Consider the following 26,398-nt stretch of genomic DNA (forward strand, 5'->3'; position numbering starts at 1 on the left):
AGCAGAAAATGGCACACAAGAAAGCTGGCGGTTCGTCGCGCAACGGTCGCGATTCGGAATCCAAGCGCCTTGGCGTGAAGAAGTTCGGCGGCGAGAAGGTTCTCGCCGGCAACATCATCGTGCGTCAGCGCGGCACCAAATGGCACCCGGGCGAGCGTGTGGGCATGGGCAAGGACCATACTCTTTTTGCGCTCGAGGCCGGTGCGGTGTCTTTCCGCAAGAAAGCCAATGGCCGCACCTACGTATCGGTCAATCCGATTATGGAAGCCGCGGAATAGCCGGATCCGCTTCACGATACCGGCGCCCCTCTCGGGAACCGGTGTCTGGACACTCCAGCGATAGGATCAGGGGAGATGGGGCGCCATCTCCCCTTTTTCATTGCCGGAGGACAGGACATGGTTGCCGAAAAGGAAGACGTCGAGGACGAAAGTCTGCGGATTGATTGCCCGGTGCTGGTCACCGGCCGGCTGGTGCTGCGGCCGCCGCACCGCGACGACCTGCCGGAGCTGATCGAGCTGGCCGACAATCGCCGCATCGCCGAGATGCTCGGACGCATGCCGCACCCTTATGGCGAGCTGGAGGCGATGGCCTTCATCGCCACGGCCGACGATCGCGGTCCCGGCTGCACCTACGCCATCACCAACTCCGAAAACGGCGCCTTCATCGGCTGCGCGGGCTTGAACGTCACGCCGCGCGGCCTGGAGGTCGGCTACTGGATCGGCGAGCCCTATTGGGGGCGCGGCTACGCCACCGAGGCCGCGCACGCGCTGGTGGACCTCGCCTTCCGCGCGACCGCGATCGACACGCTGCACGCCTCCTGCCGCGTCATCAACGACGGCTCGCGCCGCGTGATCCACAAATGCGGGTTTCAGTATGCCGGCCAGGGCATGTTGAACTCGCTTACCGCCGGACAGGTGCCGGTGGAGCGTTACCGGCTCGACCGCAGGACCTGGGTAAGCCTGCGCACCTGGGCGCAGAGCTGAGACGTCCGCTCCGACCGCCGCCCCGTCGCCCGTCGCCTGGACGGGCGGCGTCGCCCCTCAACCCAGCTCCATCCAGACCGGGCGGTGGTCGGAGCCGAGCGCCTGGGTGTCGACCCAGCAACGCTTCACCCTGGCCGCCAGCCCGGCATAGACGAAACAATAGTCGAGGCAGCGTTGCGCATTCGCGTCGTCGATCCGTTTCGGATCGAGCCAGGTCACGCGCGCCGCGTGGTCGGGATCGGCCAACACCGCGGCGTCGACCGGCAGCCGGCTGCGCCGCGTCACCCCGAACTCGACGTCGGGATGGCCGGTCATGGCGATATATTCGGGCGAGCCGGGCACGAGGTTGAAATCGCCCATCAGCGCGAAGGCCTCGGGATGCGGCGGCTCGGGAAAACCGCGTTCGGACGTGCCGGTCAGCGCGCCGCCCTCGATGCCATAGGCCAGGGCCTTGTCGACCAGATAGCCGATCTGGTCGATGCGTTCGGCCGGGCTGGTATGATCGAGATGGACCGAATAGAAGCGCACCGGCCCGAACGGCGTTTCGACCATCGCCTCCAGCGCGCCGCGCTGCAGGTTGAGCCGATCGAAAGTACGCTGACGCGGCAACAAAAGATTGCGCGACGACAGGATCGGCTTTTTCGACAGAACCATATTGCCGAACTCGAACATGCGGGTGACCGCGCGCCCGCTTTCCACGGCCGAGCCCATATCGGCCTGGTAGGGCGCGCCGAAGACGGAAAAATAATCGGGCAGTAGTTCGCCCAGTTCGGCCACCATGTCGCGGCCGGCATTGTCGGGATTATTGCGCGAGACTTCCTGCAGCGCGATCAGATCGGCCCCGCGCACGGCATCCGCGATGCGGGCCAGGTCGTAACGACCGTCGAGGCCGATCCCGTACTGGATATTATAGGTGACGCATTTCATGGTCTCGAGCCCGCCCCTGCCGTAGCGCCTACCGCCGCAAAGATTGCGGTAAACCCTCATTTCCGTTATCGCTCTCGCGCCCGCTCGCGCGGACGAAGCGCCTGAAGCAGATAGAACGGCAAGTTGTCAATCCGATGAAATTCCTCGACCAGACCAAGGTCTATATTCGTTCGGGCGACGGCGGGGCCGGGTCGGTTTCCTTCCGGCGCGAGAAATATCTCGAATTCGGCGGACCGGACGGCGGCGACGGCGGCCGTGGCGGCGATGTGTGGGTCGAGGCGGTCGACGGGCTCAACACGCTGATCGACTACCGCTACCAGCAGCATTTCAAGGCCAAGACCGGCACGCACGGCATGGGCCGCAACCGCACCGGCGGCAAAGGCGCGGACGCCGTGTTGAAGGTGCCGGTCGGCACCCAGGTCTTCGAGGAAGACAACGAGACCTTGATCTGCGACCTGACCGAGGTCGGTCAGCGCGTGCGGCTCGCCGCCGGCGGCAATGGCGGTTTCGGCAACACCCATTTCAAGAGCTCCACCAACCAGGCGCCGCGCCGGGCCAATCCCGGCCTGCCGGGCCAGGAACGCACGATCTGGCTGCGACTGAAACTGATCGCCGACGCCGGACTGGTCGGCCTGCCCAATGCCGGCAAGTCGACCTTCCTGTCGACCGTTACGGCCGCCAAGCCGAAGATCGCCGACTATCCCTTCACCACGCTTCACCCGGGCCTCGGCGTGGCACGGGTCGACGCCCGCGAATTTGTCATCGCCGATATTCCCGGCCTGATCGAGGGCGCGCATCAGGGGGCGGGGATCGGCGACCGTTTCCTCGGTCATGTCGAGCGCACCCGCGTCATCCTGCATCTGGTTTCCGCGCGGGAAAACGATCCCGCCGCCGCCTACCGCACCGTGCGCGGCGAGCTCGAGGCCTACGGCCACGGCCTCGGCGAAAAACCCGAGATCGTCGCGCTGGCGCAGGTCGACACGCTCGACGCGGACGAACGCGCCGAAAAGGCCGCCGCCCTTGAGGCGGCCGCCGGACGCGCGCCGCTGCTTTTGTCTTCGGCCACGCGCGAAGGCGTCGACCCGGTGCTGCGGGCGCTGATCGCCGTGATCGAAGACGCTCGCGCGAGCGAGGCGCAAACCGATGCCGCCCCCGATCCGCGCTGGCAGCGCCCGGAGGGATGATGGCTGCGAACGCGCTTTCGGCCTATCGCCGCGTCACCGTCAAGGTCGGCTCCGCCCTGCTCGTCGACCGCGAACGGGGCCTCAAGCGCGACTGGCTCGCCTCGCTGTGCGCGGATGTCGCCGGCCTGTCCGCCGCCGGGGCCGAGATCTGCGTCGTCTCCTCCGGCGCCATCGCGCTCGGCCGAAACCTGCTCGGCCTCGGCCGCCGGACGCTGAAGCTTGAAGAAAGCCAGGCCGCCGCCGCCGTCGGTCAGATCGCGCTCGCCGGCGCCTGGTCGGAGGAGCTCGACCGTCTGGGACTGGTCTCCGGACAGGTGCTGGTGACCCTCGGCGACACCGAGGAACGCCGCCGCTACCTCAACGCCCGGGCGACCATCTCGACCCTGTTCAAGCTCGGGGCGGTGCCGGTCATCAATGAAAACGACACCGTCGCCACCACCGAGATCCGCTATGGCGACAACGACCGGCTGGCCGCGCGCGTGGCGACCATGATGCAGTCGGATCTTTTGGTCTTGCTGTCGGACATTGACGGTCTCTACACCGCCCCGCCGGCGCGCGATCCCGCCGCCCGTTTCGTGCCCGTGGTCGACGCAATCACGCCGCAGATCGAGGCGATGGCCGGCGATGCCGCCTCCGAGCTCTCGCGCGGCGGCATGCGCACCAAGCTCGACGCCGGCAAGATCGCCACCCGGGCCGGCACCGCCATGATCATCGCCTCCGGCACCAGGTTATCGCCTCTGGCCGCGATCGACCGCGGCGAGCCCTCGACCTTCTTCGCGCCCAGCCCGACGCCGGTCCGCGGCTACAAGACATGGATCGCCGGTCAGCTCGAACCGGCAGGCCGGCTGGTGATCGACGACGGCGCGGTCGGCGCGCTGCGCTCCGGCAAATCGCTGCTGCCGGCCGGCGTGCGTGCGGTCGAAGGCGGCTTTGCGCGCGGCGACACGGTGGCCGTGCTCGCGCCGGACGGCAGCGAGATCGCACGCGGCCTGGTTGCCTACGATGCCGCCGATGCCGTAAGGATTGCGGGGCTGAAGAGCGCCGACATCGCCAGGGAGCTGGGCTATGAGGCGCGCGCCGCCATGATCCACCGCGACGATCTCGTGGTGACGCCGGCTCTCTCGGTCAGGACACAGGCCAGCGGCTGAGCGCTGGGAGGACGACATGCTCAAGACGAACGACGACACCCGGATCGACGTCACAGCGCTCATGAACGAGATGGGCCGCTCCGCCCACGCCGCGGCGCGACCGTTGGCGACCGCGTCGGAAGCCGTCAAGAACGCCGCCCTCCACGCCATGGCCGATGCGCTTGAAGCCAACGAGCGCCAGATTCTGGCCGCCAACGCCATCGATGTCGCCAACGGCGCCGAAAACGGCCTTTCGGCCGCCTTGATGGATCGCCTCGCCCTGACCCCCGAACGTATCGGCGCCATGGCCCAGGGCGTGCGCGCCATCGCCGCGCTGAAAGACCCGGTCGGCGACGTCATCGCCGCGTGGGAACGACCGAATGGGCTCAAGATCGAGCGCGTGCGCACGCCGCTCGGTGTCATCGGGGTGATTTTCGAAAGCCGCCCCAACGTTACCGCGGACGCCGGGGCCTTGTGCCTGAAGGCCGGCAACGCCGTCATTCTGCGCGGCGGGTCGGACTCGGCCAATTCCTCGGCCGCGATCCACGCCTGCCTGATTGAAGGGCTTAGAGCGGCCGGCTTGCCCGAAACCGCCATTCAGCTCGTTCCGATCACCGACCGCGCCGCCGTCGGCGCGATGCTGAGAGGTCTCTCCGGCACGATCAACGTCATCGTGCCGCGCGGCGGCAAGAGCCTGGTCGCCCGGGTGCAGGAGGAGGCCAGGGTGCCGGTCTTCGCCCATCTCGAGGGCCTGTGCCATCTTTACGTGGACGCCTCGGCCGATCCCGACATGGCGCGCGAGATCGCCGTCAACGCCAAGATGCGCCGCACCGGCATTTGCGGCGCCACGGAGACCCTGCTCGTCGACCGCGCCGCGGCCGACACCCATCTCGTGCCGATCCTGACCGCGCTGAGCGAGGCGGGCTGCGAAATTCGTGCCGATAGCGCGGTGCGCAGCTATTATCCCACGGCGGCTCCGGCAAGCGACGACGACTGGACGACCGAATATCTGGACGCCATCATCTCGGCCAAGCTGGTGGACGGCATCCAGGGGGCGATCGACCATATCGAGACCCATTCGTCGCATCACACCGAGGCGATCGTGGCTGAGGATCCGCTGGCGGTCGAGCGTTTCTTCAACGAGATCGATTCGGCCATCTTGCTTCACAACGCCTCGACCCAATTCGCCGATGGCGGCGAGTTCGGCATGGGCGCGGAGATCGGTATCGCGACCGGCAAGATGCATGCGCGCGGGCCGGTCGGCGTCGAGCAGTTGACATCGTTCAAGTACCGCGTCCGCGGTTCCGGCCAGCTCCGGCCTTGACCGGCGCCAGCCAGCGCCTTGCGGGCATTCCGGCCCACTACCTGCGCATGCCCCATGTCGAGCATGGCATGGCGGTCGGCATTTTCGGCGGCTCCTTCAACCCGCCGCATGCCGGCCACGCCTTGGTTGCCGAGATTTCGCTGCGCCGCCTGCGCCTCGACCAGCTCTGGTGGCTGGTCACGCCCGGCAACCCCCTCAAGGACGTCAACGAGCTCGCGCCGCTGGCCCGGCGTCTGGCACAATCCGAGGCGATCACGCCGGATCCGCGCATCAAGGTGACCGCCTTCGAGGCCGCTCACCGTATCCGCTACACCGCCGACACGCTGGAACTGGTCAGGCGCCGCAATCCCGGCGTCGATTTTGTCTGGATCATGGGCGCCGACAGCCTGGCCAGCTTTCACCGCTGGCAGCGCTGGCGCGACATCATGGCGATTATGCCGATCGCCGTCATCGACCGGCCGGGCGCGACATTGTCTTTCCTGTCGTCGGTGACGGCCAAGGCATTCAGCCGCGCGCGCATCGACGAGGACGAGGCCTCGCGGCTTGCCCGCACGCCGGCGCCGGCGTGGACGTTCATCCACGGGCCGCGCTCCTCCCTGTCCTCGACCGCGATCCGAAACGCCGGCTGAAGCCGCCTCCCGCAGACCGATCCTCTCTTCGCCATCGGCGCGCCGCGGCCGCCGCCCGTCCAGTTCAAGACAGTTCGTGCCGCTTTCGTCGTGTTCCGCCGCGCGCGAAAGGAACATCATCGGCGCGATGAGCCTCGTTTCGAGCACAGATGCGGCCACTGCGCCGCCGACCGACCCGGCCCAGTCCGCGCCGGCGATCGCGATCGCCAGCGTGGTCCTGTCGACGGCGCTGGTGGCGATCGGCAACGGGCTGATGTTCGCCTTCGTGCCGGTCCGTCTGGCCGCCGAAGGTCTCCCGCCCACCTGGGCGGGCCTGATCCTGACCGGCATGTCGGCCGGCGGCATGGCTGGCTGCTTCCTGACCGGGCGCATGGTCAATCGCGTCGGCCACGCCCGCGCCTTCATGATCTTTTCGGCGCTGATCATCCTGTCGAGCGTGGCGGTCAGCGTAAAGGTCGACCCGACGCTTTGGGTTCCGGCACGCGCGCTCTACGGCTTTTCCATAGCCGGGCTCTTCATCGTCACCCAAAGCTGGCTCAACGACGTCGTCGAAAATCAGGTGCGCGGCCGCGTGATCGCGTTTTTCTATGTCAGCTACATCGTTGGGCTGGGCATCGGCTCCTACCTGTTGACCTTTGTCGACATCATGACCAACGCCGCGCCGGTGGTGGCGATCGCGTTTGGCGCGCTGTCGATAATCCCTGTCGGCCTGACGCGGCTGCGCACGCCGCCGCCCCCGCCGATCGCCTCGATCGCGCTGAGACGCGCCTGGCAGATCTCGCCCGTTGGGCTGGCCGGCATGCTCGCCGTGGGCGGGCTCTCGATGATGGTTGCCGGCTTCGCCCCCATCCACGCCACCGCGACCGGTTTTTCCAAGGATCAGGTCGCCCTGCTGCTGCTGGCGATGCCGCTCGGCACCATGCTGGTTCAGCTGCCCTTCGGCTGGCTGTCAGACCGCACCGACCGACGCTATGTCCTCGTCGCCGCCTCCGTGATCGTGGTCGGCGCCGGCGCGCTGGCAACCGGCGCCGACCGGTCGGAGCTGGCATGGATGATCCTGATCTACATGGTATGGAGCGGCGCGATCGAATCGATCTATTCGATCTCCTCGGCGCATTCCAACGACCGCGCGGAAAAAGGCGACCTCGTGCTGCTGTCGAGCACCATGCTGTTCGCTTGGTCGCTGTCGGGTTTCGTGATGCCGGGAATTGCCACCGCCCTGACCGCCTTTGCCGGCACCGGCGCCTTCATTGTCATGGCGATCGCGATCGCCGCCGTGTTCTGCGCCTTCGTGATCTGGCGCCTGACGCAGGCCGAAGCCGTGCCGCCTGCCGAAAGCGTGGACTTCGCACCCCTGTCGGCGCAGGCGCCGCCAGCCGCGGAATTCGCTTATGCCAGCGACGAGTCCGGTTCGGATGCGGTCGACGAAGCGCCCGCCCAGTCTTGAAACTGTTAAGGGTCCGTGCCTATGTTTTGCATGTCACGTGAATCACGCGTGGCGGAGTTGTTCTTGTCGTGAAAGGAAAGACACTGAGAACAGCACTGGGCAAGAAGGCTGAGATCATGCCTTCTGCGGCCGGGATGACCCGCCAGGGTGAGTCCCAGGCCTTGAAGATCGTCCTTGAATCTCTGGAAGACTCAAAGGCGGAAAACATTGTCTCCATCGACATCCGGGGAAAATCCAGCCTTGGCGACCATATGGTGATCGCCTCGGGCCGGTCGAACCGCCATGTCGGTGCGGTGTCGGACCATCTGATCAAGGCGCTCAAGGAGGCTGGACTGGGCAACGCCCGGGTCGAAGGCCTGTCGAGCGCCGATTGGGTTTTGATCGACGCCGGCGATATCATCGTCCATGTTTTCCGGCCCGAGGTCCGCGAGTTCTACAACATCGAAAAGATGTGGCAGGCTCCCGATCTCGAGGACGAAACGGTTCACTGAACCGAAGGCGATGCGGATTGCCGTTCATGCCGTGGGCCGGATGAAGGCCGGCCCCGAGGCGGAGCTTGCCGACCGTTTTTTCGATCGCCTGGCCAAGACCGGCCCGTCCGTCGGCCTGGAATGGGCGGGGCTTTGCGAAACCGCCGAAAGTCGGGCTGGCACGGCAAGCGCGAGAAAGCGCGAGGAAGCCGCACGCCTGACCGCGCTGCTCGAGCCCGGATCGGCGTTGCTGCTTCTCGACGAGCGCGGCAAGGCGCAGGGATCGCAAGACCTGGCGCGCTGGGTCGCAACGACCCGCGACGACGGCTGCCGCCGGCTCGTGGTGGCGATCGGCGGCCCCGACGGCCACGATGCGGCGTTGCGCGACGCCGCCGACCTCGTCCTGTGCATGGGCAAGCTCACCTGGCCGCATCAACTGGCGCGCGTCATGATCGCCGAACAGCTCTATCGTTGCGCGACCATCCTGGCCGGCCACCCCTATCATCGCGCCTGACGGCGTGATCGCACGGGCTTGGCCGCCCGCCGCCACAATTTCCGACAAAAGCGAGCCGACCTTGCGCGCGCGTCCACGCGATGCGGTATGGTTGATGCTTCCTTAACCGGCCGCTCCTAGGGTCGCGACCCGAGAAGCGCCGGCAGGATCAGGGCGAGGTCATGACGAAAAACCGCAGCGACACAAACGGCAGACGCGGGCTTGTCCTGCTTGCCGCTCTCGCCGTTGCGGTTGCCGGCGCCGCCCCGCTCCTTGCCCAGGACATGGCGACCCTGGAGGAAAAGCGGACCGATACCGCCTCCGAATACGAGACCGTCTTGCGTCAGATGTCCCTGTCGAAAGAGCGTCTCGATTCGCTTGCGGGCGAGGTCGCGGCGATGCGCAAGGACAATACCGCGATCACCAGCGCTCTGATCCAGGCGGCGAAGACCGAAAAGAAGCTCTCCAACGACATCGCCGCCATCGAGGTGCGTCTGGAGACGCTGAAGCAGCAGGAAGACGCGCTGAAAGCCTCGCTTCATGCCCGCCGCGGTGTCCTGGCCGAGGTTTTGGGCGCGCTCCAGCGCATGGGGCTCAATCCGCCGCCCGCCATTCTGGTCAGGCCCGAGGACGCGCTGTCGTCGGTACGCAGCGCGATCATCCTGGGCGCGGTGGTGCCCGAGTTGAGGGCCGAAACGGAGATCCTGCTCGGCGACCTCAAGGAACTGGCCGCGCTGCGCAGCGCGATTGCAGGCGAACGCGAGACGCTTTTTGCCACCGTCCAGGATCAGGCTGCGGAGAAAAAGCGGCTGGCGCTTCTTTTGGAGGAAAAGAGCCGGCTCTTGCGGGCCAGCGAATCAACCCTCGACGAAGAGCGCGAAAAGGCGGCCGCCCTTGCCGCCAAGGCCGGCACTCTCAAAGAATTGATCGCCTCGATCGAGGCCGAAATCACCGGTGTCCAGGAAGCCGCGCGGGCGGCCCGTCTGGCGGAGGAGGAGCGCAAGCGCCGCGAGGCGGAGGCTGCGGGCCGCCCGGTGCCCGAGGCCAACCGGCTGGTGACGGGTCTACCCTTTGAGAGTCTTGAGGGAACGGTCGCGCTGCCGGTGTCGGGCACCTTCGTGCGGCGCTTCGGCGAGAGCGACGGTCTTGGCGGCCATATGGCCGGCGACACGCTTCAAACACAATCCGGCTCTATCGTCACCGCACCTGCCGATGGCAGTATTTTGTATGCGGGCCCGTTTCGTTCATACGGCCAACTCTTGATAGTCGATGTCGGCGACGGTTATCATGTCGTGCTGGCGGGTATGGCGACCACGAACGTTTCCCTGGGCCAGACAGTGTTGTCGGGAGAACCGATCGGCGCCATGGGTGAAGCAAGGGTCGCCAGCGCGGTGACACTGGGAAGTGCGAATAGCAGTCCGGAACTTTATGTGGAGTTCCGCAAGGATGGCAAACCCGTCGACCCGGCCCCATGGTGGGCCGACCGGGATTCTGGAAGGACGAAAGATGATTCGTAAGTTGTCGCTTCTTCTTGCCGGCGCCTTGATGGGCGCCTCCGCGATGAGCGTCGTTTACGGCCCAACGGGCTCTTCCGCGATCGCGGCCAGTTCGGAAACCTATCGCCATCTTGCGGTTTTCGGCGACATTTTCGAGCGCGTGCGCGCCCAATACGTGACGCCGCCTGAGGACAAGAATCTGGTCGAGAGCGCCATCAACGGCATGCTCACCTCGCTCGATCCGCATTCTTCCTATCTCAATCCGGACGCCGCCAAGGACATGCGGGTCCAGACCAAGGGCGAGTTCGGCGGCCTCGGCATCGAGGTCACCATGGAAAACGAACTGGTCAAGGTGATCACGCCGATCGACGACACCCCGGCGGCCCGCGCTGGCGTGCTTGCCGGCGACCTGATCGCCGAGATCGATGGCGAGGACGTGCGCGGCCTCAACCTGTCGGACGCTGTCGAGCGCATGCGCGGCGCCGTCGACACGCCGATCGAGCTGACGATCCTGCGCGAGGGCGCGGTCGAGCCGATCAAGATCACGATCGTGCGTGCCATCATCAAGGTCAGGGCCGTCAAATACCGCGTCGAGGGCGACGTCGGCTATGTGAAGATCGCCTCCTTCACCGAAAAGACCTTCGACGATCTGCAGGCGGCCATCGCCGACATCGAAAGCGAGGTCCCGGCCGACAAGCTGAAAGGGTTCGTGCTCGACCTGCGGCTCAATCCGGGTGGTCTGCTCGACCAGGCGGTGAGCGTCTCGGACGCGTTCCTCGATCGCGGCGAGATCGTCTCCACCCGCGGCCGCGATCCCAAGGACGTTGTTCGCTTCGATGCGCGTGCCGGCGATCTGACCGGCGGCAAGCCGCTGATCGTGATGGTCAATGGCGGCTCGGCGAGCGCCTCGGAGATTGTCGCCGGCGCCCTTCAGGACCATCGCCGTGCAACCGTGCTCGGCACGCGCTCCTTCGGCAAAGGATCGGTTCAGACCATCATCCCGCTGGCCGAGAATGGCGCCCTGCGCTTGACCACCGCGCTCTATTACACGCCGGCCGGCAAATCGATCCAGGGCAAGGGCATCACCCCCGACATCCGTGTCGAACAACCGCTTCCGGACGAATTGCTCGGACGTGACGTGACCCGCGGCGAATCGGATCTGCGCGGCCATATCAAGGGCGACGAGGAAAACGAGGAAGGCTCGGGCTCGGCAGCCTATGTGCCGCCGGAAGCCAAGGACGACGTCCAGCTTACCCACGCGCTCGAGCTGTTGCGCGGCGAGAAGACCGATCCGGCCTTTCCGCCCAATCCAGACCAGGCGGTCCTCAACCAGTAACCATCCGGCGCCGGCGGCTCGACCCTCCGGCGCCGTTCGCCCGATATCTCGACACCTGCGGATCATTCCCGCCTGAAAGGCTCCCGGCTTGCCGCTCGACAAGCAGATCGAACGCCCTCTCGGTCAGCACGGCGCGCGACCGGCCAGGCGGCCGTGGTCGGCGCCCAGCGTGGCCCAGATCGCCGGCGCTGCGAGCCTGTGTCTCGTCGCGGCGGCCGGGTTATGGGTTGCCTTGCTGCCCGATCCATGGCGCCAGCCCGCCGAGATCGTGTCGATGGAGACCGCGCAGCAATCCGCTCCGCAACCACCCGCCGAAACGACCGTCGCGCCGGCCAAGGAAACGACCGCGCCATCCCCCTCCATCATACGCGCCCCCGAACGACCGGCAGACACGTCCGGCCCGAACGTGATCGTCATCCGCGACCCCTCGGCTATCGGCCAGGATCTGCGGGTCGCCCACCTGCCCGACCGGGCTCTCCTGGAACAGTCAGAACATGGACCGCTGCCGGTCCGGGCCGATGACGGGCGCCGCCCGTTCGACGTCTATGCGCGACCGTGGTCGGGCGCGCGCGGCGCGCGCGTGGCGATCGTGATCGGCGGCATGGCCCTGTCGCAGACCGGCACCCAGGCCGCGATCGCCAAGCTGCCGCCCGAAATCACCCTCGCCTTCGCCCCGCAGGGCAACTCGATCGGCCGCTGGATGCAGGCCGCGCGGCGCGAGGGGCACGAGATCCTGATGCAATTGCCACTCGAGCCGTTCGATTATCCGCGCGTCAATCCCGGCCGCGACACACTGACGACCGAGGCCTCGACCGAGCAGAACATCGACACCCTGCACAATGTTCTGGGCCGCACGACGAACTATGTCGGTGTGATGAACTATATGGGCGCGCGCTTCACGGGCGAGGAAACAGCCTTCGCGCCCGTCATGCGCGATCTCGGCGCCCGCGGGCTGCTTTATCTCGACGACGGTTCGTCCGCGCGCAGCCTTGCCGGTGAGCTGGCGGCCAAGAACCGGGTTCCTTATGCCGAGGGCGACACGACGATCGACCAGCGCCGCGATCGGGCCGCCATCCTGGAAAAGCTCGACGAACTGGAACGGACCGCCCGCGCCCGCGGCTTCGCGCTCGGCACCGGTTCGGCCTTCGACGTCACGGTCGAAACCGTGGCCTCGTGGGTGGCGGAGGCCAGGAAACGCGGCATCGAGATCGTGCCGGTCTCCGCGCTCGCCGCCGATCCAGAAAAAAGGTAATACCGCAGAATGGCAAAAGACAAGACTGCGGCGCGCCCTGAAGCGCTGCCCTACCGGCGCTGTGTCGGCATCGTGGTGTTGAACCGGGACGGCCATGCATGGGTGGGCCGGCGCATCCATGTTGCCGATGGCGAGATGACCGGCGCGGACAAGCTCTGGCAAATGCCGCAAGGCGGGATCGACAAGGGCGAGGAGCCGCTTTTGGCCGCGCGGCGCGAACTGTTCGAGGAGACCGGCATGAAGACGGTCAGCCTGCTCGCCGAGGCGCCGCAATGGATCGACTACGATCTGCCCGATCATCTCGTCGGCGTCGCGTTGAAGGGCAAGTATCGCGGCCAGACCCAAAAATGGTTCGCCTTCCGTTTCGAGGGCGCCGACAGCGAAATCCGCATCAACCCGCCGCCCGGCGGACACGAGGCTGAATTCGACGCCTGGGCCTGGAAACCGCTTAGCGACCTGCCCGACCTGATCGTGCCGTTCAAGCGCGGGGTCTACGACGCGGTGATCGCCGCTTTCCGGCACCTCGCTGCCTGAACGGCGCTCCCGGCCGACGGCCGGGAGCGGCTACCACACACCGCGTGTCAGCCCCGTCCACAGATAGGACCAGATGGTGGGATGATACCATTGTCGCGACGGGCCCTCGGGCGCGCGCGGCGCGAGCCTTCCCGCGAGCGCATCCGCCACCGCATCCGCGCACATCTCGCGCGACAGCGCCGCCAACCGGTGCGCATAGGTCATGATCGTGTCGCCCGGTTCGGGCGATCCGCGCACCTGGCGCACGATCATGCCGGTGTCGACGCCGGCATCGACCAGCTGCACGGTGGCGCCGAAATTCTCCCGGTCGCCCTCGGCCAGCGCCCAATAGCCGCCATTCATGCCGCGATAGGCCGGCGTGATGCCGGCATGATAGTTGAGCACCGGACAGGACAGCCGCGCCAGCACCCACGGCCTGACGATGCGGCAGCCGGCCAGAAGCACGACACGCGGCTCCAGCCGGTCGATTTCCCGCACGAATGCATCGCTGTTGACCGACTCGACTTTTATGATCCTTTGTTCGGATGCCGGCTCGGGCTCGAGTTTCGCCGCCGCCACGATTCCGGCGATCCGACGCGCCGACAGGCGTTTGCCGAGCCGGATCAAAACCATCGTGCCGAATTGGCCGGCGAGAGAGATCCAGCCGGTCATCCGCGCCCGACGGCGCAGAAAGGCAAGCTGCGGCTCGCCTTCCTCCTCGATCACATCGATCGCTCCGAACCGCCGTGCGAGCGCATTGACGATGATCCAGGGATAGGGTCCGCCAGCCGTCACCACGCAAACGCCGGAGCGCGCGTGATCGTCGGGGCTCGTGGGATCGCCTCCCTCAGGCACGCAGGCGGGCCGTGTCGACGGGCCTTCTCCACGCCGCGTGGCGGTGACGGGCGAGCAAGCGGGCCACGGTGTTCGTCATGAGCCCGGCTGCGCTCCGGCCAGTTCGTCGATGATCGGGCAATCCGGCCGGTGATCGCCGTGGCAATGCGCCACCAGGTGGCTGAGTACGTCGCGCAAGCCTTTGAGTTCTGCGATCTTGCGGTCGATCTCGACCAGTTTCGCCGTCGCGATCGACTTGACGTCGGCGCTCTCGCGGCCGGTATCGTCGTACAACGACAGCAATTGCCGGCATTCCGAAACGGTGAAACCCAATCCCCGCGCGCGCTGCACGAAACGCAGCCGGTGCACGTCGGAGGTCGAATAATCGCGATAGCCATTGTCGCCGCGGTCCGGCTTCAAAAGCCCGATATCCTCGTAGTAGCGGATCGTCTTGGCCGGCAGGCCGGACCGTTCGGAAGCGATGCCGATATTCATCTCATCAGTTCCCGTTCAACAGCACAAACCTTCCCAAAACAGGAAGCCTCATCAATCTGGCCCATCGACCGTCCTATTTCAAGTCGAGACTGCGCAACCGCAGCGCGTTGCCGATGACGGAAACCGATGACAGGCTCATCGCCGCCGCCGCGATCATCGGCGACAACAACATGCCGAACAGCGGATAAAGGATGCCGGCGGCCACCGGAACGCCGAGCGCATTGTAGACGAAGGCGAAGAACAGGTTCTCGCGAATATTGCGGATTGTCGCCCTGGCCAGCGTGCGGGCGCGCACAATGCCGTTGAGGTCGCCCTTGACCAGCGTGATGCCGGCGCTTTCCACCGCAACGTCGGCGCCGGTGCCCATGGCGATGCCGACGTCGGCGGCGGCCAGCGCCGGCGCATCGTTGACGCCGTCGCCGGCCATGGCGACCTTTGCGCCACCGGCGCGCAACTCCTCGATCAGCGCCTGCTTCTGCTCCGGCAGCAATCCGGCCCGGATATCGTCGATGCCCAACGTCCTGGCGACGGCGCTGGCGGTTCGCTCATTGTCGCCCGTCGCCATGATCACGGTGAGGCCACTTTCGTGCAGTGCCCGGATCGCGGCGGGCGTGGTTTCCTTGATCGGGTCGGCCACCGCCACGATCCCGCCAAGACGCTCGTCCACGGCGACGAACATCGCCGTCTTGCCGTCGGCGCGCAGGTCGTCGGCCCTGGCCTCGAGCGCCGCGGTGTCGATTCCCAGATCCTCCATCATCGCCCGGTTGCCGAGCGCCACTTTGCGACCTTTTACATGGCCGTGCACGCCCTTGCCTGTCACGGCATCGAAATCCTCGGCATCGGCAAGGGAAAGGTCGCGCTGGCGCGCGCCCTCAACGATCGCCTCGGCGAGCGGATGCTCGGAACCTTTTTCCACGCTCGCGGCCAGACCCAATATGTCGTCCTCGTCGAAGCCGTCGGCCGCGATCACGTCGGTGAGTTTCGGCCGGCCCTCGGTCAGCGTGCCGGTCTTGTCGACGATCAGCGTATCGACGGCGGCGAACCGTTCCAGCGCCTCGGCATCCTTGATCAGCACGCCGGCCTGCGCGCCGCGCCCGGTCGCCGTCATGATCGACATCGGCGTGGCCAGCCCGAGCGCGCACGGACAGGCGATGATCAGCACCGACACGGCGGCGAGAATGGCGTAGACCATGCTGGGCGCTGGACCGAACAGCGCCCACACCCCAAACGCCATCACCGCGACCAGCACCACGGCGGGAACGAAGTAGAAGGACACCCGGTCGGCCAGGCCCTGGATCGGCGCGCGTGAGCGTTGCGCCTTGGCGACCATGTCCACGATCTGCGACAACACCGTGTCGGCGCCGACCCTGTGCGCCTCGATCACCAGCGTGCCGCTGCGGTTGAGCGTGCCGGCGGTGACCTGATCGCCCTCGACCTTTTCGACCGGCACGGCTTCGCCGGTGATCATCGATTCGTCGATCGACGTGCGCCCTTCCAGCACCGCGCCGTCGACGGGTACGCTGCCGCCGGGCCGCACCCGGAGCCTGTCGCCCTCCACGATCGATTGGAGCGGCACGTCTTCCTCGTTGCCGTCGGCGTCGATCCGGCGCGCCGTCTTCGGCGCCAGATCAAGCAAAGCGCGGATCGCCGAGCCGGTGCGCTCGCGCGCCCTCAATTCCAGAACCTGGCCGACGAAGATCAAGGCGACGATCACTGCGGCCGCCTCGAAATAGACCGGCACGGCGCCGCCATGGTTGCGGAACTGCTGCGGAAACAGTTCCGGAAACAGCGTCGCCACGACGCTGTAGAGATAGGCCGTGCCGACGCCGATCGAAATCAGGGTCCACATATTCGGGCTGCGGTTGACGATCGACTGATAGCCGCGCACGAAGAACGGCGCCGCCGCCCACAGCACGACCGGGGTCGCCAGAACCAGCTCGATCCACACCGCAAGGCGGTTTCCGAGCCAGTCTCGAACCGGCAGGCCGACCATCGGCCCCATGGCGATGATCAAAAGCGGCACCGAAAGCACGCCGCTCACCCAAAGCCGGCGGGTGAAGTCGACCAGTTCGGGATTGGGACCCTCCTCGCCCGACGGCACACCCATCGGCTCGAGCGCCATGCCGCATTTCGGGCACGCGCCCGGCCCCTCGCGCACGATTTCGGGATGCATCGGGCAGGTATAGAGCGTGCCCTTGGGCATCGGCTCGGGTTCGGCGCGCCCGTCGAGATAGGTTTGCGGCTCAGCCCGGAATTTTTCCAGACAGCGGGCCGAGCAGAAATAATATCCCGTGCCGTCGTGGCGGTAAAAATGCGCCGCGCTGGCACGATCCACATCCATGCCGCAGACCGGATCGGTCGCGCCGATATGATCCGCCGGCGCGCCCTTGAAAGCGTCTCGACAGCTTTGCGAACAGAAATAATAGACGTGACCGGCATGCTCGAGACTTCGCGTCTCGTTGCCCGGATCGACCAGCATGCCGCACACAGGGTCGCGCACGACGCCGTCGTCCGCGTCCGAAACCCCTTTATGGCCACCGCAACATGCGGCCGGCTTCGCGCCTGGGGAATTTTTCTCCTGTCGGCTCATGATGATGGCTCCCGGTCTGCTGACTGTTCCGCCAGCCGCTTCTGAAGCTTCCAGAGACAGGAAGGTCAAGCGGCAATTTGCGGACGACGAGCCCCGCGCCGGCAAGTCCGGCCGAACCCGCAGCCAAGACGAAAACCAACGCCGGCGGCCGGCAAAGGTTCCCGCAGACCGTCCTGCCCGGTCTTCGCCGGAGGCCGAACGCCGCGCCGTCGCCCGCACTCGGTCGCGAGACCCGGCGGCCATCCGTCACGCACGTGGAAAGCAAAACGGCCGCCGGAGAACCGACGGCCGTTCACATGTCTTTATATCGCGCCCGGCGCGTTCCGTGCCGCTTAAGCCGGCAGGATGGCACGCTCCAGCGTGGTGAGCTGGGCCAGATAGGCCTCGGCCTTGGTGCGGGCTTCCTCGTCCTTGGCGTCGGACACGTCCTCGCGCGCATTCTGGATGCGGCGCGCTAGCCCGTCGCGGTCGATATCGTCGACATGGGTCGCCGATTCGGCCAGCAAGGTGCAGCCTTCCGGGAGGATATCGGCAAACCCGCCGAATACGACGTAGCGGTCGGCCTTGCCGGCCGCCGTCTTGACCGTCACCACGCCTGGCTGGACGGTTGTCATGACCGGCGCATGTTTGGCCATCACCGTCATTTCGCCTTCGGCGCCTGGAACGACGACGGATTCGACGTCCTCCGACACCAGAAGCCGCTCGGGAGAGACGAGTTCGAACTTGAAGCTCTCGGCCATCAGTGACCTGCCTGTTTCATCGTGCCTTTAGGGCTCCGCGGCGCGGGGCCGCGAAGCAGTCTCGTCGAGAGGGGCTCAGGCCGCTTCCGCAGCGAGCTTCTTACCCTGTTCGACCGCCTCTTCGATCGTGCCGACCATGTAGAAGGCCGCCTCGGGAAGGTGATCGTACTCGCCTTCGCACAGTCCCTTGAAGCTCTTGATCGTATCCGCCAGGTCGACGAACTTGCCCGACTTGCCGGTGAAGACCTCGGCGACGAAGAACGGCTGCGACAGGAAGCGCTCGATCTTACGTGCGCGCGCAACCGTCAGCTTGTCCTCTTCCGACAGCTCGTCCATGCCCAGAATGGCGATGATGTCCTGCAGCGACTTGTAGCGCTGAAGGATTTCCTGCACCTGACGGGCGACCTCGTAGTGCTCGTCGCCGACGATGCGCGGGTCGAGCATACGCGAGGTCGAATCGAGCGGATCGACGGCCGGGTAGATGCCCTTTTCCGAGATCGAACGCGAAAGAACGGTCGTGGCGTCCAAGTGCGCGAACGAGGTCGCCGGCGCCGGGTCGGTCAGGTCGTCGGCCGGCACGTAGATTGCCTGAACTGAGGTGATCGAGCCCTTCTGGGTGGTGGTGATGCGCTCCTGCAGGGCACCCATGTCGGTGGCCAGCGTCGGCTGATAGCCCACCGCCGAGGGGATGCGGCCGAGAAGCGCCGACACTTCCGAACCCGCCTGGGTGAAACGGAAGATGTTGTCGACGAAGAACAGCACGTCCTGACCCTGGTCTCGGAAATGCTCGGCGACCGTCAGACCGGTCAGGCCGACGCGCGCGCGCGCACCGGGCGGCTCGTTCATCTGGCCGAACACCAGGGCGCATTTGGAGCCCTCGGTCGAGCCGTTATTCTTGTGCGGGTCCTTGTTGACGCCCGATTCGATCATCTCGTGATAGAGATCGTTGCCCTCGCGGGTGCGCTCGCCGACGCCGGCGAAGACCGAATAACCGCCATGCGCCTTGGCGACGTTGTTGATCAGTTCCTGGATCAGAACCGTCTTGCCGACGCCGGCACCGCCGAACAGGCCGATCTTGCCGCCCTTGGCGTAGGGCGCGAGCAGGTCGACGACCTTGATGCCGGTGATCAGGATCTCGGCTTCCGTTGACTGGTCGATATATTCGGGCGCGGGCTGGTGGATGGCGCGCGTGCCGTCACCCTTGACCGGGCCGGCCTCGTCGATCGCCTCGCCGACCACGTTCATGATGCGGCCGAGCGTCGCGTCGCCCACCGGAACCGCGATCGGAATGCCGGTATCCTGCACCGCCTGCCCGCGTACCAGACCCTCGGTGGAGTCCATGGCGATGCAGCGCACGGTGTTTTCGCCCAGGTGCTGCGCAACTTCCAGCACGATCCGGTTGCCCTGGTTGTCGGCCTCGAGCGCGTTGAGGATCGCCGGCAGGTCGCCGTCGAAGGACACGTCGACAACCGCGCCGATGACCTGGTGGATACGGCCGGTCGCGCCGGATGCGGCCTTCTTGGTGGCAGCCGCCTTGGTGCTGGCCGACTTGGCCGCCGGCTTCCGTGCCGCGGCAGGCTTCGCCGCAGCCTTGGAGGCGGATGCGGCCGTCGTCTTCTTGGGGGTCGCTGCTTTCGCCATCTTCTGTGCCTCTTCGGTCCTTAATGTTCGAGACGCCGCGCCGCCGCGATCGGGCGGCGCTCCGCGTCTAGAGCGCTTCCGCGCCCGAAATGATCTCGATCAGTTCCTTGGTGATCTGCGCCTGACGCTGACGGTTGTAGGTGATCGTCAGCTTGTTGATCATGTCGCCGGCATTGCGCGTGGCATTGTCCATCGCGCTCATCTTGGCGCCCATTTCGCCGGCCGCGTTCTCCAACAGAGCGGAAAAGACCTGGACGGCGATGTTGCGCGGAATGAGATCGCTGAGCAGCTCTCCCGCATCCGGCTCATAGTCGTAGACCCCGCCGCCATTGGACACCGTCTCGGCCTCTGCATCGGTCGCGGGCTTGGCGGGAATGAGCTGCTGCGCGGTCGGGATCTGGCTGATCACCGACTTGAACTGCGAATAAAACAGCGTGCAGACGTCGAATTCGCCCGCGTCGAACAGCCCGATCACCTTCTTGGCGATGCCGTCGGCATGGGTGAAGCCGATCTGCTTGGCCTCGCGCAGATCGACGCGCTCGACGATCAGATTGGCGTAGTCTCGGCGAAGGATGTCATAGCCCTTCTTGCCCACGCAGATGATCTTGACGGTCTTGCCCGCGCTCAACAGCTTGCGCGTGTGATCGCGCGCCAACCGTGCGATCTGCGAGTTGAAGGAGCCGCACAGGCCGCGTTCGGCCGTGCACACGACGAGCAGGTGCACGTCGTCCTTGCCGGTTCCCGTCATCAGCGGCGGAGCGTCGGTGCCGGACACCGCATCGGCGATGTTGGCAAGCACGACGGCCATGCGCTCGGAATAGGGGCGGGCGGCTTCCGCCGCCTCCTGGGCACGCCGCAGCTTCGCCGCGGCGACCATCTGCATCGCCTTGGTGATTTTCTGCGTCGCCTTCACGGAGGCGATGCGGTTGCGGAGGTCCTTGAGTGACGCCATAACGCGGGTTCCGTCAGCCTCAGGCGAAGTTTTTCGCGAAGGCGTCGATCTGCGCCTTGAGCTTGTCGCGCAGATCGTCCGAAAGCGCCTTTTCCTTGCGGATGGCGTCCAGAACGCTCTTGCCCTCGGTGCGCAGATGGGTCAGCAGCCCCTGCTCGAACCGACCGACATCGGCAATGGCGAGCTTGTCGAGATAGCCCTGCGTACCGGCGAAGATCACCGCAACCTGCTCTTCGGTCTTGAGCGGCGAGAACTGCGGCTGCTTCAAGAGCTCGGTCAGGCGTGCGCCGCGGTTGAGAAGGCGCTGCGTCGCGGCGTCGAGGTCGGAGCCGAACTGGGCGAACGCGGCCATCTCGCGATACTGGGCGAGTTCGCCCTTGATCGAGCCGGCGACCTGCTTCATCGCCTTGATCTGCGCCGAGGAGCCCACGCGCGACACCGAGAGACCGACGTTCACGGCCGGACGCACGCCCTGGAAGAACAGATTGGTCTCCAGGAAGATCTGGCCGTCGGTGATCGAGATCACGTTGGTCGGGATGTAGGCCGAAACGTCGTTGGCCTGGGTTTCGATGATCGGCAGCGCGGTCAGCGAACCGGCGCCGTTGTCGTCGTTCATCTTCGCCGCACGCTCGAGCAGGCGCGAATGCAGGTAGAAGACGTCGCCCGGATAGGCTTCGCGGCCGGGCGGACGGCGCAGCAGCAGCGACATCTGACGGTAGGCGACCGCCTGCTTGGACAGATCGTCATAGGCGATCACGGCGTGCTTGCCGTTGTCGCGGAAATACTCGCCCATCGCGCAGCCGGAGAACGGCGCCAGGAACTGCATCGGCGCGGGATCGGAGGCGGTGGCCGCGATCACGATCGAATATTCGAGCGCCCCGCGCTCTTCCAGAACCTTGACGAACTGGGCGACGGTCGACCGCTTCTGACCGACGGCGACATAGACGCAATAGAGCTTCTGGCTCTCGTCGTCGCCGTCATTGAGCGGCTTCTGGTTGAGGAATGTGTCGAGGACGATGGCGGTCTTGCCGGTCTGGCGGTCGCCGATGATCAGCTCGCGCTGGCCGCGGCCGACCGGGATCAGCGCGTCGATGGCCTTCAGGCCGGTCGACATCGGCTCGTGCACCGACTTGCGCGGAATGATGCCGGGCGCCTTGACGTCGACGCGGCGACGTTCGGCCGCCTTGATCGGGCCCTTGCCGTCGATCGGATTGCCGAGCGCGTCGACCACGCGTCCGAGCAGCCCCGGCCCCACCGGAACGTCGACGATGGCGCCGGTCCGCTTGACGGTGTCACCTTCCTTGATGTCGCGGTCGGCACCGAAGATGACGACGCCGACATTGTCGCTTTCAAGATTCAGCGCCATGCCGCGGATGCCGCCCGGGAACTCGACCATCTCGCCGGCCTGCACATTGTCGAGACCGTAGACGCGAGCGATACCGTCACCAACGGACAGAACCTGACCGACCTCCGATACTTCGGCTTCCTTGCCGAAATTCTTGATCTGGTCCTTGAGAATTGCGGAGATTTCCGCGGCCCGGATATCCATCAGCCGACCTCTTTCAGTGCAAGCTTGAGCGAATTGAGTTTGGTTTTGAGCGACGTGTCGATCTGCCGCGAGCCGATCCTCACGACAAGTCCGCCGAGCAGCGAGGGATCGACGGTCAGGTTGACCGCCACATCCTTGCCGGCAACGCCTTTCAGCGTCGTTTCCAGCTCCTTGCGCTGCGCGGCCGTCAAATCGTGCGCCGAGGTGACATCGGCGGCCACCTCGCCACGATTCTCGGCGGCGATGCGCCGGAACGCCTCGATCATGCCGGGAACGGCGAAAAGCCGGCGATTCCTGGCGACGACCCGAAGGAAATTGGCGAAAAGTCCGCTGATTTTAGCCTTTTCGACCAGGGCGGACACCGCTTTGAACTGATCATCGGCCGAAAATACCGGGCTTGTGATCAGGCGCCGCAGGTCCGCGCTGCCGGCAAGAAGCGCCTCGAATTCGCCCAACTCCTTTTCGACGAGCGAAACCGAATCGGCCTCGAGCGCCAGATCGAAAAGCGAGCCCGCATAGCGCTCGGCGACGTTGGAAACGGGTGAGTTAGACTGTGCCACGAACGGTCTTCTCTTCCTGGGAAGGCCGCAAGTTTTCTGCGCAAGCGTGAGAAGCCGGCTAAACCTTTGACCTTATTGATAAATCTCAACCGTCACGGCATCCGTGCCGTATCCCCCGGTCGAAAGTCGCTTGCCGTCTAGCACACGCTTCCATGACTCGCAACAACCCGAAACATCGCCGTTCCGGCACTATTGTCGCATCCGCGCGCGCGGCCACGGCATCGGTGCGCAGTCAAGGCACAAAACCGAAGACGAAAGCGAGCGGCAGCGCCGCCAGCGCGCACGCCACCAAAAGGCTCGCCCAATTGTAGATCGTGCCGCCCCTGTCCGACAGCATCGAGATGATACGGCCGAAGGCGGTCAGCAGCCAGCACACACCCAGTGTCATATAGATGAAGGGCTGGGCCAGCAGAATCGCGCACAGCCCGACCCCGAGATAGAAGCCGGCGATGGTGGCACGGGCCTCCGAGACGGCCTCGGGGTGGCCGGCGGCGGTTTCGAGTCGCAGCACCCGAAACGACAGCCGCGGCGCGAACAAGAGCACCAGGCCGAAAAAAACCGTGATCGCCGCGGCACTCCAGGCAAGCCACTCGCCGTCGCTGGTCGGCATCGGAAAAGCGAAATCCATCAAGTCCCTCCGTGCTGTCGCGGCAGGGCATATCCCGCCGCCCGCATCGTTGCCCGCCGTGGGCTCATACCCCGCAATCGCCCTGGAAGGCGACCGTTTCGGACCCGTACGGCCCCTCGACGGCGATCGTGCCGCTATAGCCGGTCGATTCGACCCCCGCCTCGCCGGCGGTCATGGTGACGACAACATCGTGTGGCGATGGCCCAAGGCTGCGATAAAGCCTTTCCTCGCCAGTCTCCAGCTCCGCGGCCGACACCAGTTCGAGCTGCCGCAACTGATGGCCGAGCGCGATAAAACCCGTTTCCGGATAAGGCTCGTGCAGACTGTCCTTCTGGGTGAAGAAGACGAAGCGCCAGCTTTCGGGGTCGTTGAAATTGAAACTGTGGTCCTTGCGCCAAAACGTGCAATAGCTGTCGATGTAGGGCCAATGGATATCGGTCACGACCGGCTGGTTCGCGGCTGCCGGCGCGACGGCCAGCAAGGCAGATCCGGCAAGGACCCGTGCCAGGAACTTCATCGATGTCCTCCCCGTTTCCAGCGCGACTTTGACAGAAGCGATCGCCAATGCAAACCGCCGACGGACACCGGTGCCGCGCATTACCCGGTCAATCACGGCTCCGCGTCCCGCACCCGGCCTGCTGCGACGGCGGCAGATGCTCGATCACCTCGACCACGTCGTCGAGCCCGATGTCGGGATAGTGCTCGCGCATGCCGGCGAGCATGACCGGGTCGGGCCATTCGTCCTTTCTGCCGACGAAGGCTGCGGCGGCGCGCAGCGGCATTCTGGTCACCCGGGTCACCTCGACCACCAAGGTGCGTTCCGGGGCTTCCTGGCAGACATAGATCATCGGACCGGGCCTGATCGGGGTTTCGCGCCAGCGGATCGTCGAGCATTTCGCGCCGCTTTCGATCTGCGGTAACAACCGCGCCACGACTTCGAGCTTCTGCATGCCGGGTCTTCTCCCCTCCGATCGCGACAGGTTATGCCAGTCGGCAAGGTTTCGCAGGCCCAATGGCCGACCGTCACTACAAAAAACTCTGCGGGTCGATGTCGATCTGCACCCGGACCGACCCGCGCGGCGACGGCGCCGATTTGACCATCGCCCGCAGGAAGGCCTGCAGATCGGCACGCAAACCGCCTTGCACCATGAGCCGGAACCGATAGCGCCCCGCCACGAGCGACAGCGGCGCCTCGGCCGGACCAAGCACGACGATCCCCGCATCGCCGGGCGCGGCGCGGCGCAGCGCGCGCGCGTGTCCTTCGGCTTCCGCGCGCGTCGCCGCGCTGACGATAATGCCGGCCAGCCGGCCGAACGGGGGCAGGCCGGCGCGCTCGCGCTCAGCCGTCTCGCGTTCATAAAAAGCCTCCCAGTCCCCCGACACGATCGCCCGCATCACCGGATGGTCGGGCTGGTAGGTCTGCAAGAGGCCGCGGCTCTTCTTGCCGGTGCGCCCGGCCCGGCCCGTGACCTGGGACAGGAGCTGGAACGTGCGCTCGGCCGCGCGCGGGTCGCCGTTGGCCAGGCCCAGATCGGCGTCGACGACGCCGACCAGCGTCAAATTCGGGAAATTGTGCCCCTTGGCAACGAGTTGGGTGCCAATCACGATATCGGCCTCTCCCTTTTCGATCGCCTCCAGTTCCAGCCTCAGCCGCCGCACACCGCCGGCCATGTCGGACGACAGCACGATCGAACGCGCCTCGGGAAAATGCGACACCACCTCCTCCGCGATCCGTTCCACCCCCGGTCCGCAGGCGACCAGATGGTCGAGCGCGCCACAGGAGGGGCAGGCTTCCGGGCGCGGCTCGGCATAGCCGCACTGGTGGCACAAAAGCTGGCCGCGAAACCGGTGCTCGACCAGCCAGCTCGAACAATCCGGGCACTGGAAGCGGTGGCCGCACACCCGGCACAGCGTCAGCGGTGCATAACCGCGCCGATTGAGGAACAGCAGCGATTGTTCGCCGCGCCGCCAGGTCTTGGCGATCTCGTCGATCAGCACCGGCGACAGGAAGCCGCCGCGCGCCGGCGGTTTGCGACGCAGGTCGACCGTATCGAGCACGGGAAGCGCGGCCTCGGCGAAGCGGGCCGAAAGCGCCACGCGCCGGTATCGGCCCTGCTGGGCGTTGTAGCGGCTTTCGATCGACGGCGTGGCGGAGGCCAGCACCACCGGGTGCCCACCGAGATGGCCGCGCACCACCGCCATGTCGCGGGCACTGTAGAAGACCCGGTCCTCCTGCTTGTAGGACGGGTCGTGCTCCTCGTCGACGACGATCAGGCCGAGATCGCGGAAGGGCAGAAAAAGCGCCGAGCGCGCGCCGGCCACCACGCGGACCTGGTTTTCGGCCACCTGCCGCCAAACCCGTTCGCGCATGCGCGGCGGCAGATCGGAATGCCATTCGGCCGGCTTGGCGCCGAAGCGATCCTGGAACCGCTCCAGGAAGGCGTGGGTAAGCGCGATCTCCGGCAACAGGATCAACACCTGACGGCCTTGTCGAATAGCCGCCGCGACCGCCTCGAAATAGACCTCTGTCTTGCCCGATCCCGTCACGCCGTCGAGCAGGCAGACACCGAAACCGCCCTGCTCTGCCATGCAGCGCAGGACCCGACCGGCCTCGACCTGATCGCCGGTCAGGTCCGGCTGCGTGAAGGCGGGATCCGGGTCGGCCACCACCGGCCGCGGCGGCAAGACGATATCCTCGAAAACGCCCTGGGCCCGGAGCCCGTCGATCACGCTTGAAGACACACCCGCGGCCCGCGCCAGTCCGGGCCGGGTCCACCCGGCACCCGTCTCGGCGATCTCCAGCACGCGGCCGCGCGCCGCGGTCATGCGATCGGGCATACATTCGGTGCGCGCGATGCCGTCGACCGGCGGCTCCGGATCGAGGGCTGCGGGCGCGCGCAAAAACATGCGTGCCACCATGCCGGGCGGCGTCATCGTGTAATGCGCGATCCAGGCGATGAACCGCAGGCTTTCGCCGGAGAGCGGCGGACAGTCGAACACCGCCGAGATCGGCCGCAGCTTCCTGGCGTCCACTTTGCCGGCCGGCTGATCCGAGACGATCGCCGCGATCTCGCGCGGCCCGAGCGGCACGCGAACGATCGAGCCCGCAACGACGCTCATGTCGTCGGGCACCGCATAGGAATAGGGCGTCTCAGTCGGGACCGGGACAAGCACCGGCACGACCGCCTGGTGGGGCGAATCTTGTTTCATGGCGCGTGACCTTGCCCC

26 protein-coding genes are annotated in these 26,398 nt (G+C 66.2%); 13 read left to right on the forward strand and 13 right to left on the reverse strand.

Going from position 1 to position 26,398, the window contains the following annotated elements:
- Positions 1-8 precede the first annotated feature (8 nt).
- Together rpmA and EP380_RS07130 are read left to right on the forward strand one after the other, a co-directional pair.
- A complete protein-coding gene (gene rpmA / locus EP380_RS07125; protein ID WP_106570012.1) occupies positions 9-278 on the forward strand; it encodes a 50S ribosomal protein L27 in 270 nt (89 codons plus the stop codon).
- A gap of 117 nt (positions 279-395) precedes the next feature.
- A complete protein-coding gene (locus EP380_RS07130) occupies positions 396-983 on the forward strand; it encodes a GNAT family N-acetyltransferase (protein WP_106570476.1) in 588 nt (195 codons plus the stop codon).
- A gap of 57 nt (positions 984-1,040) precedes the next feature.
- Here EP380_RS07130 and EP380_RS07135 read toward each other — a convergent pair whose 3' ends face one another.
- Positions 1,041-1,910, reverse strand: coding sequence for an endonuclease/exonuclease/phosphatase family protein (locus EP380_RS07135; RefSeq protein WP_127598202.1), 870 nt, complete (start codon positions 1,908-1,910; stop codon positions 1,041-1,043).
- 134 nt (positions 1,911-2,044) lie between these two features.
- Here EP380_RS07135 and obgE point away from each other — a divergent pair, with 134 nt between their 5' ends.
- The 11 genes from obgE to EP380_RS07190 all read left to right on the forward strand — a co-directional run bounded on the left by obgE (position 2,045) and on the right by EP380_RS07190 (position 13,202).
- Positions 2,045-3,094, forward strand: coding sequence for a GTPase ObgE (obgE, locus tag EP380_RS07140; protein ID WP_127597694.1), 1,050 nt, complete (start codon positions 2,045-2,047; stop codon positions 3,092-3,094).
- The gene (gene proB / locus EP380_RS07145) at positions 3,094-4,242 is read left to right on the forward strand and encodes a glutamate 5-kinase (RefSeq protein ID WP_127598204.1); all 1,149 of its coding nucleotides are present in this window, start codon (positions 3,094-3,096) and stop codon (positions 4,240-4,242) included. The genes obgE and proB overlap by 1 nt, the downstream gene beginning before the upstream one ends.
- Positions 4,243-4,258: 16 nt before the next feature.
- Positions 4,259-5,545 carry a glutamate-5-semialdehyde dehydrogenase gene (locus EP380_RS07150; RefSeq protein ID WP_127597697.1) on the forward strand — a complete coding sequence of 429 codons (1,287 nt, stop codon included), beginning with the start codon at positions 4,259-4,261 and terminating at the stop codon, positions 5,543-5,545.
- A gap of 47 nt (positions 5,546-5,592) precedes the next feature.
- Positions 5,593-6,174, forward strand: a complete 582-nt coding sequence (locus tag EP380_RS07155) for a nicotinate-nucleotide adenylyltransferase (RefSeq protein WP_127598206.1) — start codon at positions 5,593-5,595, stop codon at positions 6,172-6,174.
- 127 nt (positions 6,175-6,301) lie between these two features.
- A complete protein-coding gene (locus tag EP380_RS07160) occupies positions 6,302-7,621 on the forward strand; it encodes an MFS transporter (RefSeq protein ID WP_127597699.1) in 1,320 nt (439 codons plus the stop codon).
- A 116-nt stretch (positions 7,622-7,737) separates the two neighbouring features.
- A complete protein-coding gene (gene rsfS, locus EP380_RS07165) occupies positions 7,738-8,112 on the forward strand; it encodes a ribosome silencing factor (RefSeq protein WP_106570017.1) in 375 nt (124 codons plus the stop codon).
- A gap of 10 nt (positions 8,113-8,122) precedes the next feature.
- Entirely contained in the window at positions 8,123-8,605 is a 483-nt protein-coding gene (gene rlmH, locus EP380_RS07170) for a 23S rRNA (pseudouridine(1915)-N(3))-methyltransferase RlmH (RefSeq protein WP_106570018.1), read from the forward strand.
- A 161-nt stretch (positions 8,606-8,766) separates the two neighbouring features.
- Positions 8,767-10,101, forward strand: a complete 1,335-nt coding sequence (locus EP380_RS07175; RefSeq protein WP_127597701.1) for a murein hydrolase activator EnvC family protein — start codon at positions 8,767-8,769, stop codon at positions 10,099-10,101.
- A complete protein-coding gene (locus EP380_RS07180) occupies positions 10,091-11,416 on the forward strand; it encodes a S41 family peptidase (protein ID WP_106570020.1) in 1,326 nt (441 codons plus the stop codon). Before EP380_RS07175 ends, EP380_RS07180 begins: the two co-directional genes overlap by 11 nt.
- Positions 11,417-11,585: 169 nt before the next feature.
- Positions 11,586-12,668, forward strand: a complete 1,083-nt coding sequence (locus EP380_RS07185) for a divergent polysaccharide deacetylase family protein (RefSeq protein WP_238719773.1) — start codon at positions 11,586-11,588, stop codon at positions 12,666-12,668.
- Between the two features lie 9 nt (positions 12,669-12,677).
- The gene (locus EP380_RS07190; protein ID WP_106570021.1) at positions 12,678-13,202 is read left to right on the forward strand and encodes an RNA pyrophosphohydrolase; all 525 of its coding nucleotides are present in this window, start codon (positions 12,678-12,680) and stop codon (positions 13,200-13,202) included.
- A gap of 30 nt (positions 13,203-13,232) precedes the next feature.
- On the opposite strand, the gene EP380_RS07195 is transcribed toward EP380_RS07190, so the two are convergent.
- The 12 genes from EP380_RS07195 to EP380_RS07250 all read right to left on the reverse strand — a co-directional run bounded on the left by EP380_RS07195 (position 13,233) and on the right by EP380_RS07250 (position 26,380).
- A complete protein-coding gene (locus tag EP380_RS07195) occupies positions 13,233-14,036 on the reverse strand; it encodes a formyl transferase (RefSeq protein ID WP_127597703.1) in 804 nt (267 codons plus the stop codon).
- A 75-nt stretch (positions 14,037-14,111) separates the two neighbouring features.
- A complete protein-coding gene (cueR, locus tag EP380_RS07200) occupies positions 14,112-14,510 on the reverse strand; it encodes a Cu(I)-responsive transcriptional regulator (protein ID WP_106570023.1) in 399 nt (132 codons plus the stop codon).
- A gap of 73 nt (positions 14,511-14,583) precedes the next feature.
- Positions 14,584-17,100 carry a heavy metal translocating P-type ATPase gene (locus tag EP380_RS07205; protein ID WP_127597705.1) on the reverse strand — a complete coding sequence of 839 codons (2,517 nt, stop codon included), beginning with the start codon at positions 17,098-17,100 and terminating at the stop codon, positions 14,584-14,586.
- 332 nt (positions 17,101-17,432) lie between these two features.
- On the reverse strand, positions 17,433-17,840 hold the full coding sequence (locus EP380_RS07210; protein WP_106570025.1) for a F0F1 ATP synthase subunit epsilon: 408 nt from the start codon (positions 17,838-17,840) through the stop codon (positions 17,433-17,435).
- A gap of 75 nt (positions 17,841-17,915) precedes the next feature.
- Positions 17,916-19,481 (reverse strand): F0F1 ATP synthase subunit beta, encoded by a 1,566-nt coding sequence (gene atpD, locus EP380_RS07215; RefSeq protein WP_106570026.1) that lies wholly within the window; start codon positions 19,479-19,481, stop codon positions 17,916-17,918.
- A gap of 67 nt (positions 19,482-19,548) precedes the next feature.
- Positions 19,549-20,433 (reverse strand): F0F1 ATP synthase subunit gamma, encoded by an 885-nt coding sequence (locus tag EP380_RS07220; protein ID WP_106570027.1) that lies wholly within the window; start codon positions 20,431-20,433, stop codon positions 19,549-19,551.
- A gap of 19 nt (positions 20,434-20,452) precedes the next feature.
- Positions 20,453-21,982, reverse strand: a complete 1,530-nt coding sequence (atpA, locus tag EP380_RS07225; RefSeq protein ID WP_106570028.1) for a F0F1 ATP synthase subunit alpha — start codon at positions 21,980-21,982, stop codon at positions 20,453-20,455.
- On the reverse strand, positions 21,982-22,542 hold the full coding sequence (locus EP380_RS07230) for a F0F1 ATP synthase subunit delta (protein WP_106570029.1): 561 nt from the start codon (positions 22,540-22,542) through the stop codon (positions 21,982-21,984). The genes atpA and EP380_RS07230 overlap by 1 nt, the downstream gene beginning before the upstream one ends.
- 232 nt (positions 22,543-22,774) lie before the next feature.
- On the reverse strand, positions 22,775-23,170 hold the full coding sequence (locus EP380_RS07235; protein WP_106570030.1) for an AGROH133_08824 family phage infection protein: 396 nt from the start codon (positions 23,168-23,170) through the stop codon (positions 22,775-22,777).
- Between the two features lie 64 nt (positions 23,171-23,234).
- A complete protein-coding gene (locus tag EP380_RS07240) occupies positions 23,235-23,687 on the reverse strand; it encodes a hypothetical protein (protein WP_127597707.1) in 453 nt (150 codons plus the stop codon).
- 88 nt (positions 23,688-23,775) lie between these two features.
- Positions 23,776-24,120, reverse strand: a complete 345-nt coding sequence (locus EP380_RS07245; RefSeq protein ID WP_127597709.1) for an ASCH domain-containing protein — start codon at positions 24,118-24,120, stop codon at positions 23,776-23,778.
- A gap of 76 nt (positions 24,121-24,196) precedes the next feature.
- Positions 24,197-26,380: a primosomal protein N' gene (locus EP380_RS07250; protein ID WP_127597711.1), complete on the reverse strand. Its 2,184-nt coding sequence runs from the start codon at positions 26,378-26,380 to the stop codon at positions 24,197-24,199.
- Between the last annotated feature and the right edge of the window lie 18 nt (positions 26,381-26,398).

The sequence above is a fragment of the Nitratireductor alexandrii genome (assembly GCF_004000215.1).
In the GTDB taxonomy this organism is placed as follows: domain Bacteria; phylum Pseudomonadota; class Alphaproteobacteria; order Rhizobiales; family Rhizobiaceae; genus Mangrovimarina; species Mangrovimarina alexandrii.

Bases quoted from the DNA above. Each gene is read 5' to 3' on its own strand.
- EP380_RS07155 (WP_127598206.1), top strand. From the start codon at position 5,593: ATGCCCCATGTCGAGCATGGCATGGCGGTCGGCATTTTCGGCGGCTCC.
- EP380_RS07175 (WP_127597701.1), top strand. From the start codon at position 8,767: ATGACGAAAAACCGCAGCGACACAAACGGCAGACGCGGGCTTGTCCTG.
- atpA (WP_106570028.1), bottom strand. From the start codon at position 21,982: ATGGATATCCGGGCCGCGGAAATCTCCGCAATTCTCAAGGACCAGATC.
- EP380_RS07250 (WP_127597711.1), bottom strand. From the start codon at position 26,380: ATGAAACAAGATTCGCCCCACCAGGCGGTCGTGCCGGTGCTTGTCCCG.
- EP380_RS07210 (WP_106570025.1), bottom strand. From the start codon at position 17,840: ATGGCCGAGAGCTTCAAGTTCGAACTCGTCTCTCCCGAGCGGCTTCTG.
- cueR (WP_106570023.1), bottom strand. From the start codon at position 14,510: ATGAATATCGGCATCGCTTCCGAACGGTCCGGCCTGCCGGCCAAGACG.
- rpmA (WP_106570012.1), top strand. From the start codon at position 9: ATGGCACACAAGAAAGCTGGCGGTTCGTCGCGCAACGGTCGCGATTCG.
- obgE (WP_127597694.1), top strand. From the start codon at position 2,045: ATGAAATTCCTCGACCAGACCAAGGTCTATATTCGTTCGGGCGACGGC.
- rlmH (WP_106570018.1), top strand. From the start codon at position 8,123: ATGCGGATTGCCGTTCATGCCGTGGGCCGGATGAAGGCCGGCCCCGAG.
- EP380_RS07160 (WP_127597699.1), top strand. From the start codon at position 6,302: ATGAGCCTCGTTTCGAGCACAGATGCGGCCACTGCGCCGCCGACCGAC.
- EP380_RS07245 (WP_127597709.1), bottom strand. From the start codon at position 24,120: ATGCAGAAGCTCGAAGTCGTGGCGCGGTTGTTACCGCAGATCGAAAGC.
- EP380_RS07135 (WP_127598202.1), bottom strand. From the start codon at position 1,910: ATGAAATGCGTCACCTATAATATCCAGTACGGGATCGGCCTCGACGGT.
- atpD (WP_106570026.1), bottom strand. From the start codon at position 19,481: ATGGCGAAAGCAGCGACCCCCAAGAAGACGACGGCCGCATCCGCCTCC.
- EP380_RS07150 (WP_127597697.1), top strand. From the start codon at position 4,259: ATGCTCAAGACGAACGACGACACCCGGATCGACGTCACAGCGCTCATG.
- proB (WP_127598204.1), top strand. From the start codon at position 3,094: ATGGCTGCGAACGCGCTTTCGGCCTATCGCCGCGTCACCGTCAAGGTC.
- EP380_RS07190 (WP_106570021.1), top strand. From the start codon at position 12,678: ATGGCAAAAGACAAGACTGCGGCGCGCCCTGAAGCGCTGCCCTACCGG.
- EP380_RS07205 (WP_127597705.1), bottom strand. From the start codon at position 17,100: ATGAGCCGACAGGAGAAAAATTCCCCAGGCGCGAAGCCGGCCGCATGT.
- EP380_RS07130 (WP_106570476.1), top strand. From the start codon at position 396: ATGGTTGCCGAAAAGGAAGACGTCGAGGACGAAAGTCTGCGGATTGAT.
- EP380_RS07235 (WP_106570030.1), bottom strand. From the start codon at position 23,170: ATGGATTTCGCTTTTCCGATGCCGACCAGCGACGGCGAGTGGCTTGCC.
- rsfS (WP_106570017.1), top strand. From the start codon at position 7,738: ATGCCTTCTGCGGCCGGGATGACCCGCCAGGGTGAGTCCCAGGCCTTG.
- EP380_RS07220 (WP_106570027.1), bottom strand. From the start codon at position 20,433: ATGGCGTCACTCAAGGACCTCCGCAACCGCATCGCCTCCGTGAAGGCG.
- EP380_RS07240 (WP_127597707.1), bottom strand. From the start codon at position 23,687: ATGAAGTTCCTGGCACGGGTCCTTGCCGGATCTGCCTTGCTGGCCGTC.
- EP380_RS07180 (WP_106570020.1), top strand. From the start codon at position 10,091: ATGATTCGTAAGTTGTCGCTTCTTCTTGCCGGCGCCTTGATGGGCGCC.